The sequence below is a fragment of the Bacillus cereus group sp. BceL220 genome (assembly GCF_051776965.1).
Taxonomy (GTDB): Bacteria; Bacillota; Bacilli; order Bacillales; family Bacillaceae_G; genus Bacillus_A; species Bacillus_A cereus.
This window is the reverse complement of sequence record NZ_JBPWBC010000012.1, coordinates 47539-69863: the sequence shown is the minus strand read 5'-3', so window position 1 is coordinate 69863 and position 22325 is coordinate 47539. Positions and strand designations below refer to the sequence as shown.

The following is a 22325-nucleotide window of genomic DNA, read 5'->3' as shown; positions in this document are numbered from 1 at the left end:
CTTATTGAGATTTCTTGTCAATTTCTCATTAGTTTTCAGTTTATTCGGAAATTTATCGGTTTTAGTTTTACAGTTTCGTGAAATAGTGGGTTTGAATATAATATAAAGTGTCTGTAGGACAATAGTTATGGGTATAAGATAAAAATATTGTATGTACATATCAACACATGAACGGAAGGATAAACAGTACTGTAGCATATGAACTGATTTGGTCTGACTTAGAAGTCGTACAATGCAAAATTGTAAGTCAGCAATCCTAGAAATAAATTTGCCTTTGATAGTAAGCACGCCACTAATAATGTTCATCCTCAATATTCTCTTAAAATGTTTCAAGGAATTTAGTTTATGTATATAAATTTATGAAGAATATTAAATCTGTAGCATATGTAATTCCTCTTGAATGAATTCACTTATAGATCCTCATCTAAACTAAAAAATTTCGTATATAACTTTATTTATGTTTAAAGTTTAAAAGCTCACCATAGATGATTTATAGAGAATGCAATTATAAATGCAAGAAAATTTAATTTAAAATTGAAAATTCGTTCTATTTTGGTTAGATATGGAATAAATGAATTTTATTTCTCAATATTCACTGTATGTCACTTTTTTGTTTTTTTCTATATGATATTGGAAAAAGAATGCTTAATTTTATGACATAAATCCCCTACAAAATTATTACTCTACAAATTAATTTCTTAAAGAAAACTTCTTGTGAATATGTTACTAACTACATAAATTGTAATATTAACAGAATTATTACCAAAGTATTAGGTTTTTAGAATAAAAAATGAGTGCTCAAAATATCATTGAAATCCAGGAATAGAAATCGTAATTAAAATTTTTTGTTTTCTGTCAGGTATGTAAATCACTTTAGCTACTTTATGGGTAATTTCATGTGTTTTTTCTTTTGCTTAAGTTTATGAAATAAGAGTTTTAGCGCTAAATATTGTAGCTAAGAGTATGTAAAGCATAGAAAATCCGAATTAAACAAAATAGGAGGAAAGTGAAAATGAAGCATCAAGATGATAGTAAAACTGGTTTGGAAATAGCGATTATTGGAATGGCAGGTAAATTTCCAGGTGCAAATGAAATAAACCAATTCTGGGATAACCTAAAAAATGGTGTTGATTCAATTTCTACATTTACTGAAGACGAATTAATTACAGAAGGTGTTAATTTAGATGTTTTACAACATCCTAATTTTGTGAAAGCAAAAGGGTATTTGGAGGAAGTAGAATATTTTGATGAATCCTTTTTTGCTTATACACCTAGAGAAGCGAAAATAATGGATCCTCAAATCCGTATGTTACAAGAAACAACATGGGAAGCATTAGAGATGGCAGGCTATAATCCATTTAATTATGAAGGATTAATAGGGTTATACGTAGGAGCATCTACTAATTTTAATTGGATGAAGCACACGCCATTATTAAACAGTGATAGTGTGGTTGAGTTTTCAGAAGCAGGTACTCTTTCCTATAAAGATGCAATTTCAACACTTACATCCTATAAGCTGGGACTTAAGGGACCGAGTTTTACATTATATACAGCTTGCTCTACATCTCTTTTGAGCATTCATCTTGCATGTAGATCATTGTTAACTGGAGAATGCTCTATTGCAGCTGCAGGTGGAGTATCTATAACGTATCCTAAAAAGAATGGTTATAAATACCATGAAGGAATGACAAGTTCACCGGATGGCAAAGTACGTACTTTTGATGCAGAAGCCCAGGGTGCAGTTTTTAGTGATGGTGTAGGTATGGTAATACTAAAGAGATTAGAAGATGCGATTGCTGATGGGGATACAATCTATGGTGTAATTAAGGGATCAGCAGCAAATAATGATGGTGGTCGAAAAGTTGGCTATACTGCTCCGAGTGTTGAGGGACAGGCTGAAGTAATTCAAGCAGCACATAGTTTTGCTGAAGTTGATCCTTCTACTATTAGTTATGTAGAAACGCATGGGACGGCAACACCATTAGGGGACTCTATTGAAGTAGAGGCTTTAAAGAGAGCGTTTCAAGATGTGGACAAGAAATCGTTTTGTGCAATTGGTTCTGTAAAGAGTAATGTAGGTCATTTAGATACAGCTGCAGGGGTAACAGGACTTATAAAGACAGTTTTATCTATGAGACATAAACAACTCCCGCCAACTTTAAATGTGAAGCGCCCTAACTCGAAAATTGATTTTATAGATAGCCCATTTTATATCAATACTGATTTGGTGAATTGGCAAAGTGAAGATAAAGATCTTCTTCGAGCAGGTGTGAGTGCTTTCGGATATGGTGGAACTAACGTTCATATTGTATTAGAAGAAGCGCCTAAAGTTAAAAGTTCTGCTTCTACTAGAGAGAAAAAGTTAATGGTTCTTTCTGCTAGATCAAAAGAGGCTTTAAATAATGCTACAGTAAATATGATTCAATATCTGGAATCTAATAAAGATGTTGAATTAGCAGATGTAGCATACACATTACAAACTGGCCGTCGATCATTTCCATATAGAAGGGCAGTCTTATGTAAGGATATAGATAGCGCCATAGACAATTTAAAAACAGTTAAAGATTTTCACGTAAAAACGCAAGAAAATCCAGATTTAGTATTTGTGTTACCTAGCGAATACTCATCAATTATTGAGAATGTAAAAGAACTATACCAAAAGGAACCATTATTCTTAAAAGTATTTGAGCGTAATATGACTGATGCCCAAATGTATACTGGAAAAGCATTGAAAGAAGCATTCTTTAAAGGAACAGATGATAGTTTGGTTGAAGATTTAACCTTCTTCGTCTGCTTGCAATCGATTATTGATGTATTAATTGAATGTGATGTACGTCCTTCTAACATTATTGGTACAGGCCTAGCTGGAATGGTTTCAGATATTTATAATAAATCTCTTAAGCCAGAAGATGTCCTGAATCAATTAGTTGAGAACTATACAGAGTTACAGACAGAATGGACGCATGGAGAAAAAGTAGAACTTCTAACACAAGTTAAGGATGTAGATCCTAATTTTGTGATTGTACATATTGGAGAGTTATTAAATTCTGAAATTAATAATAATCAGATTATTTTACAGAACGACTTGTTAGAGGTATTGGGACAAGCGTGGGAGTTAGGGGTAGAAATTAATTGGAGTAAACTGTATGAAGAGGAATATAGATTACGTATTGCCTTACCAACTTATCCTTTTGAGAAAAAACGATATTGGATAGATCCAGCTGAACAGCAAAATATAACTAATAGTGAAGAAACATCGATAAAGAAACGTTCTAATATAGCTGAGTGGTTCTATACTCCAGGTTGGACGGAAAAAGAAATTGAAGATGTAACTAAAGGATCTACTAAAAGTTGGTTGTTATTTTTAGACAACGAGCATATAGGCTTAGCTCTTAAAGAAAAACTTGAAAGAGATGGACATCGTGTTATAACAGTCGGTGTGGGTCCTTCATATAAAAAGATTAGTTTAAATGAATTTACAATATGCCCTACTGAACAAGAAGATTATTATCAGTTATTTAATGAGCTACAAAAACAAGAGTGTTTACCAGAGGAGATTGTTCACCTATGGAATGTGGATAATAAGGATTTAGGTATCGAGACCTTAGATACTGGATTCTATTCATTAATATCACTTGCAAAGACAATTAGTAAATTTAATTTACTTTATCCTATCAATATAAATGTTATGACGAATAATATGCAAAAGGTAGTAGGAGACGAGTCTATTATTGCAGAAAAATCTACTCTTTTGGCTCCTATAAAAGTATTTCCGCAAGAGTATCCAAATATTAGATGCCGTAGTGTAGATTTTATGTTGTCTGATAATGAAGAAGCATTAATATCAAACTTATATTCTGAGATTCAAACGGACATTATTGACACTGTAATAGCAATTCGAAATAACACTCGTTACATTCGAATTTATGAGCCTATACCTGATGAAAAAGTAAGTGAAATGCTAGTAATAAATGAAAATGAATCAGCTTCAAAAATTCCGAATATTCGATCGGAAGGAGTTTATTTAATTACTGGTGGAATGGGAGGAGTAGGCCTTAAATTAGCAGAATATTTGGCGCGTACAGTAAAGGCTAAACTAATATTAGTTAGTAGAACAGCTCTTCCTGATCGTGAAGAATGGGATCAAATTCTTCAATCACAGATTGAAAATGAACAATTATGTCAACGTATTAACCATATTCAGAAGTTGGAGTCATTGGGAGCAAAAGTAATGACAGCTGTTGCAGATGTAGCTGATGAAGAGCAGATGAGAAACGTGATTCATCAGGCTGAGGCTAATTTTGGTCACATAAATGGGGTAATTCATGCAGCAGGTGTCTTACGTGTTAAATCAGCTCAGTGTCCAATGGAAAAGATAAGTAGGATTGAATGTGAAGAGCAATTTCTTCCTAAAGTACATGGTGTGCTAGTTCTTGATAAGTTATTGAGTAATTATGATCTTGATTTTTGTTATCTTGTTTCATCACTTTCACCTATTTTGGGTGGATTAGGTTTTGTAGCCTATTCAGCAGCAAACCTTTACTTAGATAGTTTTTCAGACAAAGTGAGTAATACATCTAATAATCGATGGACCAGTATTAACTGGGGAGATTGGCAGTACACGGGAACTCAACAGGTTAATAAAATATTCAATGCTCAAAGTATAGAAGCACTTGAAATGACATCTGAGGAAGGACAAAAAACATTCCAATGTGTGCTTGGTTTAAGTGGTTTAAATCAGGTAATTATTTCTTCAGGAGATTTAAATAAACGTTTTGATCAATGGATCAATCTGAATTCTCGTAAACGAATTTCTGAATTGGAAACTCAAACGAAAACGGGAGATAAGTTCAGAAATCAAGATGAAGTAGAGGAAATAATTATAGGGATTTGGAAAGAGTTTTACAGTGTTGATACTGTAAATGTAAATGAAAATTTCTTTGATCTTGGTGCAACTTCACTTCATATAATTCAAATTCATGAGAGATTAATTAATAGATTAGAAAAACAGATTTCAATTGGAGTTATGTTTGAGTATCCAAGTATTCGTTCTTTAGCGAGATACTTAAGTGGAGATAAGCAAAAGAATCAAGTTAAACATACAAAACGTTTTAATCGAAAAACGAAAGAAGATAACGATATTGCAATTATAGGAATAGATGGACGTTTTCCTGGAGCACAGAATGTAAATGAATTCTGGAATAATATAAAGTCTGGAACAGAGTCTATTCAATTTTTTACAGATGAAGAGTTAATTGAATCTGGTGTGAATCCTATGGAAGTAAAAAGCCCTAATTATGTTAAAGCGAAAGGGTATTTAGAGGGGACTGATAATTTTGATGCTCCATTCTTTGATTATACACCTCAAGATGCATCGTTAATGGATCCGCAACTACGAGTATTTCATGAATGTGCGTGGTCTGCCCTTGAACATGCTGGATATAATATCGAGACATACCCGGGCCTAATTGGTGTATATAGTGGGGCATCTCCTAACTTATATTGGCAAGTGTTATCTACTCTTTCAGAGGCAAATGAACCAGCTGGGCAATTTTTAATTTCATTACTTAACGACAAAGACTCGCTTAGTACTCAAATTTCTTACAAATTTAACCTTAAAGGACCAAGTATGAATATCTTTACGGGATGTTCAACATCATTGGTGGCTATTCATAATGCATGCCAAGCATTATTACAGGGGCATTGTGATATTGCTATAGCTGGGGGAATTACATTAACTCAACCTGAAAAAGCAGGTTATACCTACCAAGAAGGAATGCTGTTTTCTTCAGATGGTCATTGTCGTCCTTTTGATGAAAATGCAAATGGAATGCTTTTTGGAGACGGAGTTGGGATTGTTGTTCTGAAGCCTTTACAGGAAGCTATAAATGATGGGGATACTATACATGCAGTAATAAAAGGAACGGCGATCAATAATGATGGGAATCGGAAAATTGGTTACACTGCACCTAGTGTAGAGGGCCAAGTAGAAGTTATTAAAATGGCGCAACATGAAGCAAATGTAGAACCTGAGTCCATTTCTTATATTGAAACACACGGAACTGCTACTAAACTAGGAGATACCATTGAGATCAAGGCGCTTAGTGAAGTGTTTAACTCTAATGAAAAACAATCTGTACCAATTGGATCTGTTAAAGCAAATGTAGGTCATCTAAATGCAGCATCCGGTGTTGCGGGTCTAATTAAAACGGTCTTTGCGATGAAAGATCAGGTTCTTCCGCCAAGTGTGAATTTTACAAAACCAAACACGCAAATTGGATTTGAAAAGACACCTTTTTATGTAAATCAACAATTAAATGAGTGGAAAGAGGATAATAAACCATTACGTGCAGGTGTTAGTTCATTTGGTATTGGTGGTACAAATGCACATATTATTTTGGAGGAGGCACCAAAGCTTGAAGCAACATCAAATAGTAGACCATACCAGATGTTAATGATTTCGGCAAAATCGAAAGATGCTTTGGATCGTATGACTTTGAATTTAGGAAATTACCTTGAACAGAATCCTCATGTGAATTTGGCAGACGCTAGTTATACATTGCAAATTGGACGTAAGGAATTCAAGCATAGGAGAGCTTTAGTTTGTTCCAGTACCCAAGAGGGAATTGAACAATTAAACCAGCCAGAAGGAAGAAGAGTGCAATATGCAAATGTAAAAGAGGAACATCCTAAAATTAACTTCCTGTTTTCTGGGAACGGATCGCAATATGTAAACATGGGGTTAGAATTATACGAACAAGAGGCAATTTTCCGTGAAGCTATGGATGAATGCTTTGCAATTCTTCAATCAATTACGAATGTAAACATGAAAGAAGTGTTATATCCAACTACTTTCAGTATTGATGAGGCAACGGAAAAATTAAAAAGAATGGAATTTAGTCAACCAGTTCTTTTCGCGTTTGAATACTCAGTTGCGAAATTATTAATGGGTTGGGGAATTAAACCTGAAGCAATGATTGGATATTCTTTTGGTGAATATGTGGCTGCTTGTTTAGCAGAAGTATTTACTTTGGAAGATGCACTTAAATTGGTTGTAAAAAGAGGACAGCTAATGAGTAGTCTTCCTGCAGGGGTAATGCTTAGCGTTCCACTTCCAGAAGAGGAATTGATTCATTTAATTAATTCTTTTGAAAAAGAATATCAACATACTATTTCTTTAGCGGTAGTTAATGGTCCAGCTTGTATAGTTTCTGGGACAGAACAAGCAATTGTGGATTTTGAAAATGAATTAAAGAAAAAGCGTTTAATGTGTATGCGAGTAACGATAGAAGGAGCAGCACATTCACATGAACTAGATTCAATTCTGGACGAGTATGCTTCCTATGTGAGTACATTAACACTCAGAGAACCTAAAATACCTTATTTGTCAAACTTGACTGGTACTTGGATACGACCTGAAGAAGCAACAAACCCAGTTTATTGGGTAAAACATATGCGTGGAACTGTTCGATTCTCTGATGGAATTCAAGAGTTGAATAGGGACAATACAAGTCTATTCATAGAGATTGGCCCTGGAAATGATCTTAGTAGGCTTACTAGTCGCCTTTTAGACTATGAAAATGGTAATGAAAGAATATTTAATACGGTTCGATCTGTTCAACAAGATGTATCAGATATGTATTTCTTATTTAGTCACATCACTCGAATGTGGGTAACAGGTATTTCTATAGATTGGGAACAATTTTATAAAGATGAGAAGAGAAGACGTATCCCATTACCAATGTATTCTTTCAATAAAATATCTTATAAATTACAAGGTAATCCGTATGATTTAGGTCAAAAGCTTAATAGTAAGCAATCTAAAATTAGTAAGAATAACAATATTTCTGAATGGTTCTATACGCCGCAATGGAAAAGTTCTACATTGTTTGAACCAAATCATGATGTGAATGAGACATGGATTGTTTTTGTAGATCAAGAAGGATTAGGTAATGAACTAGTTAAGGACTTATTAAATAAAGGGCAGAGAGTAGTTACAGTAGAACCTGGCTTTGGTTTTAATAAGGAGAATAACGATCGCTTCATTATAAATCCTGAAGAACGTACAGATTACGTTAAGTTATTGGATGAAGTACAAGAAATATGTGGTTTACCTACAAGAATAGTTCATATGTGGGGAATTACGGATGAGGAAAGACAAGCCTCAATTGAATATGTAAATTGTAAACAAAACTTAGGATTCTATTCAATCTTTTATTTAACTCAGGCACTAGGAGACAAGAATATCTCTGATTCAATCTCAATTCGAATCATTACAAATGGTGTTCAACAAGTGATTGGTGATGAAGAATTAATTCCAGAAAAATCAACTGTACTGGGAACGTCATTAGTTGTTCCACAAGAGTATTCTTATCTTTCTTGTTCAAGTGTTGATGTTGTTTTACCTCTAAACAAAGAATTGAAGAGTAGGCTAATAAATCAATTAGTAGAAGAATGTCTTTCAAATACGAATGATAAGATGATTGCTTATAGAGGAAATAAAAGATTTGTTCAAACTTATGAGCCTATACAACTAGAACAGCCAGCTAAAGAGAAACTGCCTTTACGAAAAAATGGAGTTTACCTTATTACAGGAGGACTCGGAGGTATTGGTACAATTCTTGCGAAACATTTAGCTCAAACTGTACAAGCCAACTTAGTTCTTCTTACACGTACTGGTTTGCCAAATCGTGATGAGTGGGATATGCATTTGAAGGAAAATACGATGTATTCGGACAGAATTCGTAAAGTTTTAGAGATAGAAGAAACGGGATCTAAAGTTTCTGTACTTGCTGCTGATGTTACAGATCAATCACAACTATACGAAGCAATTCATAAGGCAGAACAAAATTTTGGAAAGATTAATGGTGTAATTCATGGTGCAGGTATTCTTGGTGGAAAGACTTTTAATTTGATTCAGGAACTTGAAAAAGAGGACTGTGAGGAACAATTTTCTGCAAAAATTTATGGTCTTCTCAATTTAGAAGAGTGCTTACGAAATAAAGATTTAGATTTTTGTGTTCTAATGTCTTCAATTTCAGCGGTCTTAGGTGGATTAGGTTATGTATCATATGCTGCTTCAAATATATACATGGATGTTTTTGCACAATATATAAATCGTTATTCCAACCTGCCTTGGATAAGTGTCAATTGGAGTGATTGGAAATACTGGGAAGATGAAGAAAAAGATATGCAGATAGGTGCAAGTGTACATGAATTATCTATGACACCTGAAGAAGGAGTTCAGGCCTTTAATATAGCACTGTCATGGAAACAAGGGGAAGTACTGATTCATTCTCCAGGGGAACTGCAAGCGCGTATTGATCAATGGGTATTATTAAATTCTTTCAATGATGAGAAGGAAGAAGAATTAGATTCTACGTTATACCATTCTAGACCACAACTCTTGACTGAATATGTAGCACCTCGTAATGAGGTAGAAGAAAAGCTTTCAAAAATTTGGAGAAATATATTTAAAGTTTCAGAAGTTGGTGTTCATGATGATCTTCTGGAACTAGGTGGAGATTCACTTAAGGCTATTACTATTGTTTCAAAAATTCATAAAGAGTTTAATGTTGAAGTTCCTATTAAAGAACTCTTTACTCTATCAAATATTGAGAAACTAGCAAATTATATTTCAAGGGCAGATAAGAGTGAATTTGATGTTATTGTTCCAGCTGAACCTAAATCTCATTATCAGCTTTCTTCAGCTCAGAAGAGATTTTATGTATTACACCGATTGTATCCAGAAAGTACAGCTTATAATGATACTTCCGTTATTCTTTTGAATGGAAAATTAAACATTGAACGTTTAGAAAAGGCGTTCACTCAATTAATTAAGCGTCATGAGATATTTAGAACTACTATTGAAATGAAAAATGATAAACCGGTACAAATTATTCATGATCATGCTAATTTCCATATTACTCAAATTGAGGGCTTTGAATCTGAAGTGGAACAAATAATTAATGAGTTTATTCGCCCATTTAATTTTAATAATGCTCCATATTTCCGTGTAGGGTTAATTAGATTGGAAGAACAAAAACATATTTTAATTATTGATTTACATCATATAGTAACTGATGGAGTTTCCTATGATATTTTCGTTAGAGATCTATTTGCGCTTTACTCTGGAGAGAAATTACCAAGCTTAAAAATACAGTATAAGGATTACTCAGAATGGCAGCAGAGTGAAAAAGAAAAAGAAATTGCTCTTAAACATGAACAGTATTGGCTAGAGCAATTTAAAGATGGTGTACCTGTCTTGAATATGCCTACTGATTATACAAGACCTGAAATAATAGATCTGAAAGGTAGTAAAATATCCTTTACTATAGATTCAAATGTTACCAAGAAAATTAAGCGTCTATTAGCAAAAGAAGAAACTACATTATATACGCTAATGCTCTCTGTATATAATATTTTGCTAGGTAAATATACTGGCCAAGAGGATGTTGTTATTGGTTCACCAATTACTGGTCGCCCACATGCGGATTTACAAGATATTATAGGAGTATTTGTAAACATGTTAGGGATAAGGAATTATCCAAGAGCTGAACAAAGGTTTACTCAATTCCTATTTGAAGTAAAAGAACAGGTCTTACAAGCGTTTGAACATCAAAAATGTCAATATGAGGACCTGGTTAATCAATTAGGACTTCAAGGAACGTATAATAGGAACCCACTTTTCGATGTTTCATTTGTTATGCAAAATATGGATGCAGATCATATGTTTATCGATGGTTTAGAACTAAAGACATATGATCACGACTTTAAGCGCGCGCAAATGGATTTATTGCTAAGAGTGGTTGAATTGGAAGATACAATTGAACTGACTATGGAATATGCAACCTCTTTATATACTAGGGACACGGTTCAAAAGTTATGTGAGCGTTATGTTGAGATTTTTGAACAAATTGTAGATCATCCTGAAATTTTATTAAAAGATATTTCATTTAAACAAGAAATTCAAGAACTGCAACCAGTTAAGGTATCAGTAGATTTTGGGGATTTTAACTTTTAATTGATTATTGTCAGGAGTGAGTAACTATGGTTGAACGAATAGCGAATAAAGATAAAGTAATTGCCGCAAATGAACGAATAAAGGAAAGAGAATTTTGGTTAGAAAACTTATCAGGGGAACTGGCTGACTGCCATTTCCCTTATGATTACCGGACATCAAACAAACAGGTGAATTTATCAAATGTTAGCATAAAACTAAAAGAGGAATTGTCCGAGAAGATTTTAAAGTTAGCAAATGGATCAGATCTTCAATTGCACATGATTCTTACTGCTGGACTTACTTTGCTGTTAAATAAATATACTAGATTGCAAGATATATGCATTGGTACACCTGTTTTAAAACAAGACAGTGATACTAACCTTATTAATACTTTGTTAGTTTTAAGACATGGTCTTGAGGAACATATGACATTTAGACAAATTCTCCAGCAAGTTAGTACAGTAATGGTTAATGCTTTAGAACATCAAAATTTCCCATTGGAAAGTTTACAACCGGTTTTGAGTAACTACCTTCCAGAGGGGCGTAATTATCCATTCCGTACTGCAATTTTGCTAGAGGAAATTCAAGATTTAAATTATTTAAGTGAGAGCAATGCTGAGATTATATTCTCTTTCCGCCAAGTAAATGGGTGTATAGAAAGTGATATGTATTTTAATGAACATCTATACAAAACATCTACTGTTACGCGATTTGGTCATCATTTTATAGACTTGTTAGAGCAAGCTTTACTACAACCGAATACGCCCCATATAGATTTAGATTGGGTTAGTGATAATGATATAAGAGAGTTAATTGCATTTAATCAAACTGAGTTAGATTACCCGCATCATTTAACGGTGATACAGTTATTTGAAGAACAAGTCATGCATAATCCAAATAAACTTGCTGTTTCTGATGACAAAAGAGAAATAACATACGCTCAATTAAAAGAAAAGGTAGATCTGGTTGCCAGTTCTCTACATAAAAAAGGAATTGGAAAAGGACACATTGTTGGTCTTATGATGGATCGATCAATTGATGCAGTCATTGCAATGCTAGGTATTTTAAAAAGTGGGGCTGCTTATTTACCTATTAACATATATTTGCCGTATAAACGGATAGAGGCGATGCTAAAAGAATGTAAATCTCCACTTTGTATAGTAAAACCAGAGGTTATTAGTGAAGATTTTACAAGAGAAATCCAGGATTGTAGTATGGTGAGTTTTAATGAACTACTTGAAACAGAGTTGGTTAGTTTCCCTTCAGTAAGTACACCTTACGATTTGGCATATGTTATTTTTACCTCTGGAACTACAGGTAATCCTAAAGGAATTATGGTTGAAAATCGTAGTGTTGTAAATTTAATATTTGGGTTAAAAAATGAAATATATGATAAATATAGTTCTTCTATGCGAATCGGGTTAGTTTCACCTTTTGAGTTTGACGCTTCAGTACAAAACATGTTTGGTGCGCTTCTATTAGGAAATAGTTTATTTATAGTACCTGAGGAAGCAAGAACTGATGGGCAGAAGCTAATTAATTTTTATCAAGAAAAGCAAATAAATATCGCGGATGGAACGCCGATGCATCTTCGATTATTAACTAATTTTATAGATGAAGAAATAGAATATTCATTTAAACATTTTATTATTGCTGGAGAGGAATTACCACCGAAATTAGCACGGAAATTCCTTGGTTTATTTAATGAAAACTGCCGACCAAATTTAACAAATGCTTATGGACCTACAGAGACAACTGTAGATTCTACATGTTATCATGTTCAGCACGCTGAGTTAGAATTTATGAATCAATTACCAATAGGAAGGCCTCTAGCTAATCAAAAAGTTTATATTATGGGTGATAATCAACAATTACAACCCGTTGGAATTCCTGGGGAATTGTGTATTTCAGGAGAAGGATTAGCAAGAGGTTATTTAAATCAACCTAAGTTAACTATGGAGAAATTTGTTCTTATACAAATCAACAAAGAGGGTTCTTCTATTATAGATGACAAGGTATATCGTACTGGAGATTTGGCTCGCTGGTTACCAGATGGAAATCTTGAATATTTAGGCCGTATGGATGATCAAGTCAAAATTCGTGGATTACGAATTGAATTGGGAGAAATAGAAAAGCAACTATTACGATATCCTGAAATTGGTGAAGCTATTGTAATTACACGTAAAAAAGAGGGAGAAGATGCTCCGGTTTTATGTGCATATGTTGTTATGAATTCTTCAGCTAAAGTAGAAGAGGTACGCCAATTCCTTAGAGAGTATTTACCTTTTTATATGATTCCTGCATACATCATCCCGATTGAGCAGTTTCCAATCTCATCAAACGGTAAAATAGATCGGAAAGCTCTTCCAGATCCAATTTGGGAGCAATCCACAGCTTTATTTATTGAACCACGTAATGAAATTGAACAAATGCTCTCTGAGATATGGAAAGTAGTACTTGGAATAGAGAAAATAGGTGTGAATGATAACTTTTTCGAATTAGGAGGTAATTCATTACAAATTACTTCTGTTGTTTCACACATATATAAACGTTTAGATGTAGATGTACCTATACGTGAAATGTTTCAAAGGCCTACAATTATGCTATTAGCGGAGTATATAGAGAAATATGAAGGGAAGAAAAATTATTCTCAAATTGAGATTGTACCTGATAGAGAATTTTATCAAGCTTCTTCTTCACAAAAAAGATTATATATATTAAACCGCTTTGCTGGAATAGGAACTGCCTACAATATACCAGGTGCAATGTTAATTGAAGGTGAGTTTGATTTTATAAAGGCAGAACAATGTGTCAAAGAATTAGTGGAACGTCATGAATCATTAAGAACTTCATTCCAATTTATTAAAGGTGAACCAGTTCAATTTATTCATGATAGTTTAGATATTAGAATTGAACATTTATATAAATCTGATAGATCAACAATTGAAGAGTTAATACAGGAATTTGTTCGTCCTTTTCAGCTAGATAGGGCTCCACTTATGCGCGTCGGTTTAATGAAATTAGAATTCAATCAATATCTGCTACTATTTGATCTTCATCACATAATAGCAGATGGAGTATCTTTAGCGAAGTTAGAAAAAGAGTTTATAGATTTATATTCAGGCAAAGCCTTAGAGCCTATTAAAATACAATACAAAGATTATGCCAATTGGCAAACCAATCGTTTACACGATGAAGGGCTGAAAGAAATTGAAGAGTATTGGGTAGATAAGTTTAAAGGTGAGTTACCAATTGTTATGTTCCCAACCGATAAGCCACGTGGGCTAAATCAAACTTTTGAAGGTGATAGATTAGTATTCCATCTAACACCTGAACTTTCTAATAAATTAAAATCCTTTGCGGATGAAAGAGAAGCTACTTTATATATGGTACTTCTTTCGTCACTAAATATAGTATTGCATGTGTATACACAACAGGAAGATATTATAGTAGGTTCTCCAATTGCAGGAAGAATTCATCATGATCTTGAGCCTATCATAGGTATGTTTGTAAATACACTACCTATGAGAAATCATCCTAAAGCCGAAAAGACAATAATTCAATTCTTAAATGAAGTAAAAGAAAATGCGCTAGAAGCATTTCAATATCAAGAATACCCATTTGATGAGTTAGTAAATAAGTTAGACATGGCTTATCATACTAACCGGAATCCTGTATTTGATGTCATGTTAGTGATGCAGAATATCGGAAGAACATCAGAAAAAATAAAAGATATTACATTTAAATCTTACGAAATTAAGCACCAAGCTTCAAAGGTAGATATGAGTATAGAAGTATTTCCGGAAGAAGAGGGTCTACGATTAGAATTGGAATACGCGACAGGACTATATTATCCGCAAACTATAGAGCGGTTTATGATGCATTTTATAAATACGCTAGAGTGGATGGTAGCTAATCCTGAAGCGAAAATTGAAGACGTTAATGTTTTAAGTAAAAGTGAATCCACAAGGATGTTAAATGAACTTAATAATACAAAAATAGATTTTACTCAGGGTAAATTAGTTCATCAATTTTTTGAGGATCAGGTTGAAAATAAACCAGAAGAAATCGCAGTTATTTCAAATGATGTATCGTACAGTTATTCATATATCAATAATCGAGCAAATCAGCTTGCTCGTTTTCTTAGACAAAAAGGGGTAGATCAGGAAACTAGAATTGGTATCGTTGTGGAAAGATCCGTAGAAATGATTATAGCTATATTTGCTGCGCTAAAATCTGGAGCTGCATATGTACCAATTGATCCTGAATATCCAAAGCGTCGAATGGAACATATTTTAGAGGATTGTAATCCTCAATTTGTACTTACAGAATCTAAATACGTAGGTGAAATTCCATTTGTAGGAGAGATTATTGATTTAAAGCAAGAAAATTTGTACGTTGGTGATACAAGCAACCTGGAGGTTACTGGAAAACCAAATAACTTAGCTTATATTTTATACACCTCCGGTTCTACAGGTAGACCAAAAGGAGTCATGATTGAACATTGTAGTATTGTGAATTTCTTATTTTCAATGTCTCATTTATATCCTATGGATGAATCAGATACGTATTTACTGAAGACACCTTATATATTTGATGTATCTGTTCTAGAGTTATTTGGGTGGACCATAGTAGGTAGTAAATTAGTAATAATGGAAAATGGGGAACATCGAAACCCAAGAGCAATTTTAAGAACTATAGATAAATATGATGTGAAATTATTAAATTTTGTACCGTCTATGTTTAGAGCTTTCGTAAATACACTTAATAATGAAAATAGCCAGGTTTTAAATAAAGTAAAGTATATATTACTTGCGGGTGAAGCTTTGACACATGAGGTGGTTAATAAGTTTAAAAAGCATCGACTATCGACTCAAATAGAAAATATGTATGGTCCTACTGAGGCGACAGTTATCGCAAGTACGTTTTCACTTCAAGAAAGTGAAAACTATAATACTATTCCTATTGGAAAGCCTATTCCGAATGTAAGGCTTTATATACTTAATCAAAAACAGAGACTTCAGCCTATTGGTGCGGTAGGAGAGCTGTATATTGCGGGAGAAGGGCTTGCAAGGGGATATGTAAATCAAATGAGATTAACTGAAGAGAAGTTTTTACCAGACCCATTTGTAAAAGGGGAGAAAATGTACAGGACAGGAGATCTTTCACGCTGGTTACCTGATGGGAATATAGAATTCCTCGGTAGAAATGATGAACAATTAAAAATTAGAGGATATCGAATTGAGCCAGGTGAAATTTTAGATGCTTTATCTTCACACCATGCAATTAAAGAAGCTGTGATAGTAGACATTCAAGATGAAGATGGGCAGAAAAAGCTTGTAGCTTATTTCGTAGCAAAATCACTTGTATCCATTTCTGATTTGAAATTGCATCTTGCGAAATTAGTTCCGAGTTATATGATGCCTACTTTCTTTGTTGAAGTTGAAAACATACCATTAACACCAAGTGGAAAGGTTGATCGACATTCCTTACCTTCACCTAGATCTTTACCTAAGAATGAGGAGGAGAGTAGGATGTCTCCTAGTAATGAGTTAGAATCTCGTTTGGTTGAAATATGGAAAAGTATATTGAAGATTGAAGCTGTCGGTGTAGAGGATGATTTCTTTGACTTAGGAGGAAATTCTCTACTAGCTATTGAGCTTGATCTTGCTTTAGAAAACGAGAATCTTAATACGGATGACTTAGTCGCATATACAAAGCGAAATATTAAACAACTAGCGGCTTATATAGCAGAAAAGAAAAATAATTAGTATTACTTTATATTGTAAAAGCGACTTTTAAGAGTTTAAATTTACACTTGCTATACTGTGGGATTACAGGAGATTTCCCTCTTAGCTTTCTGGAATGTTAGTGTTTATTCTGGTGATTATGAGCTAGGGAATTCTCCTCCCTATTTTAAAATGATTAAAATAAAAAGGTGATTCGAGAAATAAGATTCTTCATATTAAATGCGTTAATAATAATTGATAGCTTTTTAAAGAAGATATACATATCTCTGTCAACTTAGTATAGAGAAATAACCAAATTACAATAGTTTTTCCTGTTGGTAAAAATATAGAGGTGAGTAAATGGGAAATTATACTTCTTCAATCTTATATGATGTTGAGCCTTGTAAAAGTTCTGAACAGAATTGTATTGATGATGTAATTGCTACGTTAGCTAATTGGTTTAAGCGTAAACATTATTTAATGTACGCTAGATTATGGGATTTTGGTTTTTCTCCTGTCGATAATGGAAATTTAGGGGATGGTTTATATACAGAGTCTGGTTATTTTGTAAGTGATTTAGAAAAATATCATGGTATAAAAAGTACTATATTTGATACAGATTCATCCGATGAAGGATTTGAAATTATATTAGAACAATTATACTCGGGATTTCCTGTGGTGGTAACCATGAATGCATACTGGCTTCCTTGGGATGAGAATTATCTAAAAAATCATATTGTTCATTCATTTATTGTTGTAGGATATGAGCCCGAAGAAGATGCTTTAATTATTACCGATCCATATTTTATGGTTAAAAATGCAAAACTTTCAACAGAACTTTTTCATAAGGGTTATCAAAAAGTAAGTACTTTAAAAGTTACTGAAGATGAGATCACAGACATTCAATCGATTACAACTGATTTGTCAAATTGGATAAAACATATAAAAGATGAAAAACATATTTTTTTACAAATGCACCTTTTTGCTACGCAACTAATAAGTAGGTTTGATTTGAATAAAGAGACAGATGGATATTTAGACTTTAATGATGTTCCGTTATTCTCACATTTGGGTCAAGTTGTAGATGGCCGAGTAAAGTTTTCCAAAATGCTTTCGTTTCTTGGTGAGCATTATCACTCGGACTTCCAAACTATCGCTGAATCTATGAAGACAGCAGCTGCCAATTGGGGAGTAATTCGTGGATCATTGATAAAAATGCACTTAACAAAATCAGTAACTAAAGAAGGAATAGTAAATATTTCAGATAAAATTCACCATGCTGCAGAATACGAGCAAAATTTAGCTGAACAAATAATGACATTTCTTATTTCTGTTATAGAAGGTAATACAAAGAATGTAATTATAGATTCTTCTCCATCGATGGAGACTACTAATTATGTAAAACCACTCGATGATATGGAGAGAAAGCTAGTTGATATATGGAAAGAAGTTATAGGTAATCCTTGTATTGGTGTGGAAGATAATTTTTTCGCACTTGGTGGTCATTCCCTTCATGCTACTGTAATCAACGCTAAAATATGGAAAGAATTTAATGTGCAATTATCATTAGCAAATCTTTTTGAGTATCCAACAATAAGAACTTTAAGTCATTTTATTAAAAATTCAAAAGAAAATAGGTTGCAAGAGATAGAAATAGTACCGGAATCTGAGGTATACCCGGTTTCATCGACTCAAAAAAGAATGATGTTATTACAAGAGATGGATGGGGTACAGATGACATACAATGTACCAAGTTGTTTTATTCTTAAAGGAACGGTGGACCGGAAAAGGATAGAATTAGTCTTTGAAAAGCTTATTAAACGCCATGAAATACTCAGAACACAGTTTGAGTGGCAGGGGGATCAATTAGTACAGAGAGTATTAGAACAAGTAACATTCGAGCTAGAAATGATAAAGGGAGATTATAAAGAATGGTTACAACCATTCAATCTTTCTAAGATTCCGTTAATGCGGGCTGGACTAAAGGAGTTAAAAGATAATAGTTATTTACTTGTAATTGACCTTCATCACATCATAACAGATGGTGTGTCTTTAAGTATCTTTATGCATGATTTTAAGACCCTATATGCTGGGGAAACATTGCCGGAAAATCGTTTGCAATATAAAGATTATGCTGTGTGGGAACAAAAATTATTATCTTCTAAAGAATTTGATATCCATAAGAAATACTGGGAGGAATTATTCTCAGGGGAAATACCAGTTCTTGAATTACCATACGATCGAGGTCGACCACCAGTAAAGAGTTTTGAGGGCGAACAATACAATTTCCAAGTAAACAAGGAAATTACTCAAAAAATAAAAAAAATAGCACTAGAAATTGATACGACACCTTTTATGTTACTAATGGCTACTTTCACTATTTTTCTGTACAAGCATGGGGAACAAAAGGATGTCATTATAGGATCACCAGTTGCAGGTAGGCCGCATGCTGATTTATTACCTCTTATGGGGCTGTTTGTAAATACAATTGCATTACGTTATCAAATAAATCCCGATCAATCTTTTATTAATCACTTGAAAAAAGTGAAAAACGATACGTTAGAAGCTTTCGAACATCAGGTGTATCCATTTGATCAATTAGTGGAAAAATTAGATCTTTCTAGAGACTTAAGCCGAAGTGCTTTATTTGATGTCATGTTTGTATTACAAAATTCGGATGAAAAACAAACAGTTGTGGATGGATTAGAAATTAGCACGGAAACAAACACAGATACACTAACAAGTAAGTTTGATTTAACTCTTATTGCTGAAGAAAATAAAGATATATATGAATTCACTTTTGAATATGCTACATCTTTATTTGATAAATCAACAATAGTAGAATTTGGACGGCGATTTAACCTTCTATTAGAAGAAATAACAACTCACCCTAATGTTAGTCTAAAAGATATTCAAATGTTAACAAGTGAGGAAAAAGAACTTGTTTTATCTGCGACTCAGGAGAAAGAAAAAATAAAAATAGAGACCGATTTTAATTGGGATATTGGTTAATTGATTTCCCAGGTCTCAGAAGGAGTAATTACATGGATAATCATGAAAAAATACGTCAATACATTAAAAAAAATCTTATTATTTTTAATGCAGAGGAAACTATTGTTGCTAATGATGACAACATATTTGAAAAAGGTTATGTAAATTCGCTCTTTGCTATGCAAATGTTAAATTTCATAGAAACGGAGTTTGATATAGTAGTAGATAATGATGAACTTGATATTATTAACTTTTCTACTATTAATAATATGGTTGATCTAATTAACAAAAAGAAGAATGGAAATTTCACGGTATGAGTAATGCAGAAGGGATTCTGGGAGTAGTTGATGAGTTTGCGGAAAAGAGGCTTCGGCCTCGAGCAAGTGAGTTTGAAAGTAATGAAGAGCTTCCCTATGATGTGATACAAGAACTCTCAAGTTATGGTGTATTGGGTGCAACGATACCAAAAGAATATGGGGGACTTTCTCTTGATTCTTTAGATTATGGTCGTCTTACTGAAATCATTGGTAAAGCTTGTAATTCGGTTCGTGAATTACTTACAGTTCATGTATCTTTAGTAGGGGAATCAATTAAAAGGTGGGGGACTCAAGAGCAAAAGAGAAAGTGGTTACCTGAGATGGCAAAGGGGAACCTATTATTTTCATTTGCCCTAACTGAGCCAGAGGTTGGTTCTGATGCAAAAGCTGTTGGAACTTCCTATAAACAAGTTAATGATCATTTTATTCTTAATGGGCACAAAAAATGGATTTCTTTTGCTGACATTGCGGATTGTTTTTTAGTTTTTGCGTCTAGTGAGGGAAAAGTTAGCGCCTTTATTGTTGAACGGTCAATGACGGGTGTTTCTACAAATAAAATGAGTAAACTGTTAGCAAGTAATTCCTCGCATATAGCTGAGATTCATTTGCAAGATGTAAAGGTACCAGCTGAAAATTTGTTAGGACCAATTGGGGGTGGATGGAGTTATGTAGTTAACACAGCTCTTGATCATGGTAGATATAGTATTGCCTGGGCGGGAGTAGCTATTGCTCAAGAAGCACTAGAAGCAATGGTAGCTTATTCAAGAAGAAGAAAACAAGGAAATAAATATATATGTGAATATGAAGTAATTCAAACAATTTTAGCAGAAGCAAGTGTAAATATAAAAGCAGCTCGTTCGTTATGCCAAGAGGCTGGGAAAAAGCGTCAGGATAGACATACTGATGCTGTAATTGAAACAACCATTGCAAAATATTTTGCCTCAAAGATGGCTATGAAGGTAGCCACAGACGCTGTACAAGTGTTTGGTGGAAACGGATTTTCAAGAGAATATCCTGTTGAGCGTTTATTTAGGGAAGCAAAGGTTTTAGAAATTATTGAAGGTACTTCGCAGGTACTTCAGCCAATTATTGCGCAGCATGCACTTCACACTTGTTCTCAAAAGGGAGGACTTTTAAGAATATGATTTATGAATTGGTAAAAGAAAAGGATGAATTCAAACAAATATCTCCACTTCTCGTTGATTATAAGAACCATCCAATACTTAACGGTATAGCTCATGGTTACAATAAGGGACATATTTATGTGGATAATCCTAATAACCCTAGATGTGCACTTGTATGGGCAGAACAAGAAATTTTTTATTTATTAGGTGATCCTACAAGTAATTTTGTTTCAAGTCTACCAACTTTTATTAAAGAAGTAATTGCACCTGAGGCTGAGCAGATAGGGGATGACTTTTTTCAGGTTGAATTATTACCCGAATCAAAATGGAAACAGGTTGTCGAGGAACAATTGCAAATGTTTATTCCTAAACCTTACACTCGAGTAACATTTACTTTTGATCCGGAGTCTTATAATAAGTTATCTAAACCTAATATGCCTGATGAGGTAACGGTGGAACGTATTACAATCGACATGCTATCAGATAAAAAGTTCGCAATGGTACGGGATGATATTGTTGATTTTTGGGAGTCAACTCAGGATTTCATCCAAAATGGATTTGGTTATGTAGTAATGGTACATGAACAAGTTGTAACTAGTTGCTTATCGGTTTTTGCAACAGATACTGATGTGGAAATTGGAATTAATACTTATGATTTATTCCAGAGAGGTAAAGGGTATGCTTGGTTGGCTGCAAGAGCATTTTTGGATGACTGTTTAAAACAAGGAAGAACACCACATTGGAAGACGGAGGATTTTCGTATTCCATCTATTAAACTAGCGGGAAAAGTTGGATTCACAAATCTTCAAACCTATACAGCTTATGTGTTTCCTTATAACGAATTAGATAATTTCATTTTTACCGCGTACCATCAATTAAGATACTATTCAAATTTTAATAAAGCTAGTGAGTTTGTACAAAAAGCTCGTACTATAGGAGATTTAAATGCATGGCATCACTTTTTACTTTCATGTGGTTATTCATTAATTGATAGAATCGATCTTTCGTTAAAGCATATGAATCTTGCACTAGATCTAGGATGGAATGATGTATCAGATATTCGCTATGTAGTTGATTTAGTGAATTTAAGAAAAACTGAAGAGGGACGAGCTTTATTAGATAGAGTTGAAGATAGCTTAAGATGAAAATAAGGGAGATAAAA

The 22325-nt window shown here is 33.6% G+C and carries 6 protein-coding genes; all 6 read left to right on the top strand.

Translation table 11 applies throughout. The annotated features are described in order from the left end of the window. Nucleotides 1-1012: 1012 nt before the first annotated feature. Nucleotides 1013-11023, top strand: a complete 10011-nt coding sequence (locus ACS2FK_RS24070) for a type I polyketide synthase (protein WP_063549841.1) — start codon at nucleotides 1013-1015, stop codon at nucleotides 11021-11023. A 26-nt stretch (nucleotides 11024-11049) separates the two neighbouring features. Continuing rightward, nucleotides 11050-16773 (top strand): non-ribosomal peptide synthetase, encoded by a 5724-nt coding sequence (locus ACS2FK_RS24065; RefSeq protein WP_063549843.1) that lies wholly within the window; start codon nucleotides 11050-11052, stop codon nucleotides 16771-16773. 318 nt (nucleotides 16774-17091) lie between these two features. Beyond that, nucleotides 17092-19743 (top strand): condensation domain-containing protein, encoded by a 2652-nt coding sequence (locus ACS2FK_RS24060; RefSeq protein ID WP_063549845.1) that lies wholly within the window; start codon nucleotides 17092-17094, stop codon nucleotides 19741-19743. A 32-nt stretch (nucleotides 19744-19775) separates the two neighbouring features. Then, nucleotides 19776-20039: an acyl carrier protein gene (locus tag ACS2FK_RS24055; RefSeq protein ID WP_000368639.1), complete on the top strand. Its 264-nt coding sequence runs from the start codon at nucleotides 19776-19778 to the stop codon at nucleotides 20037-20039. Then, nucleotides 20036-21184 (top strand): acyl-CoA dehydrogenase family protein, encoded by a 1149-nt coding sequence (locus ACS2FK_RS24050; RefSeq protein WP_063549847.1) that lies wholly within the window; start codon nucleotides 20036-20038, stop codon nucleotides 21182-21184. The genes ACS2FK_RS24055 and ACS2FK_RS24050 overlap by 4 nt, the downstream gene beginning before the upstream one ends. Continuing rightward, the gene (locus tag ACS2FK_RS24045) at nucleotides 21181-22308 is read left to right on the top strand and encodes a GNAT family N-acetyltransferase (RefSeq protein WP_063549849.1); all 1128 of its coding nucleotides are present in this window, start codon (nucleotides 21181-21183) and stop codon (nucleotides 22306-22308) included. Before ACS2FK_RS24050 ends, ACS2FK_RS24045 begins: the two co-directional genes overlap by 4 nt. Nucleotides 22309-22325 lie beyond the last annotated feature (17 nt).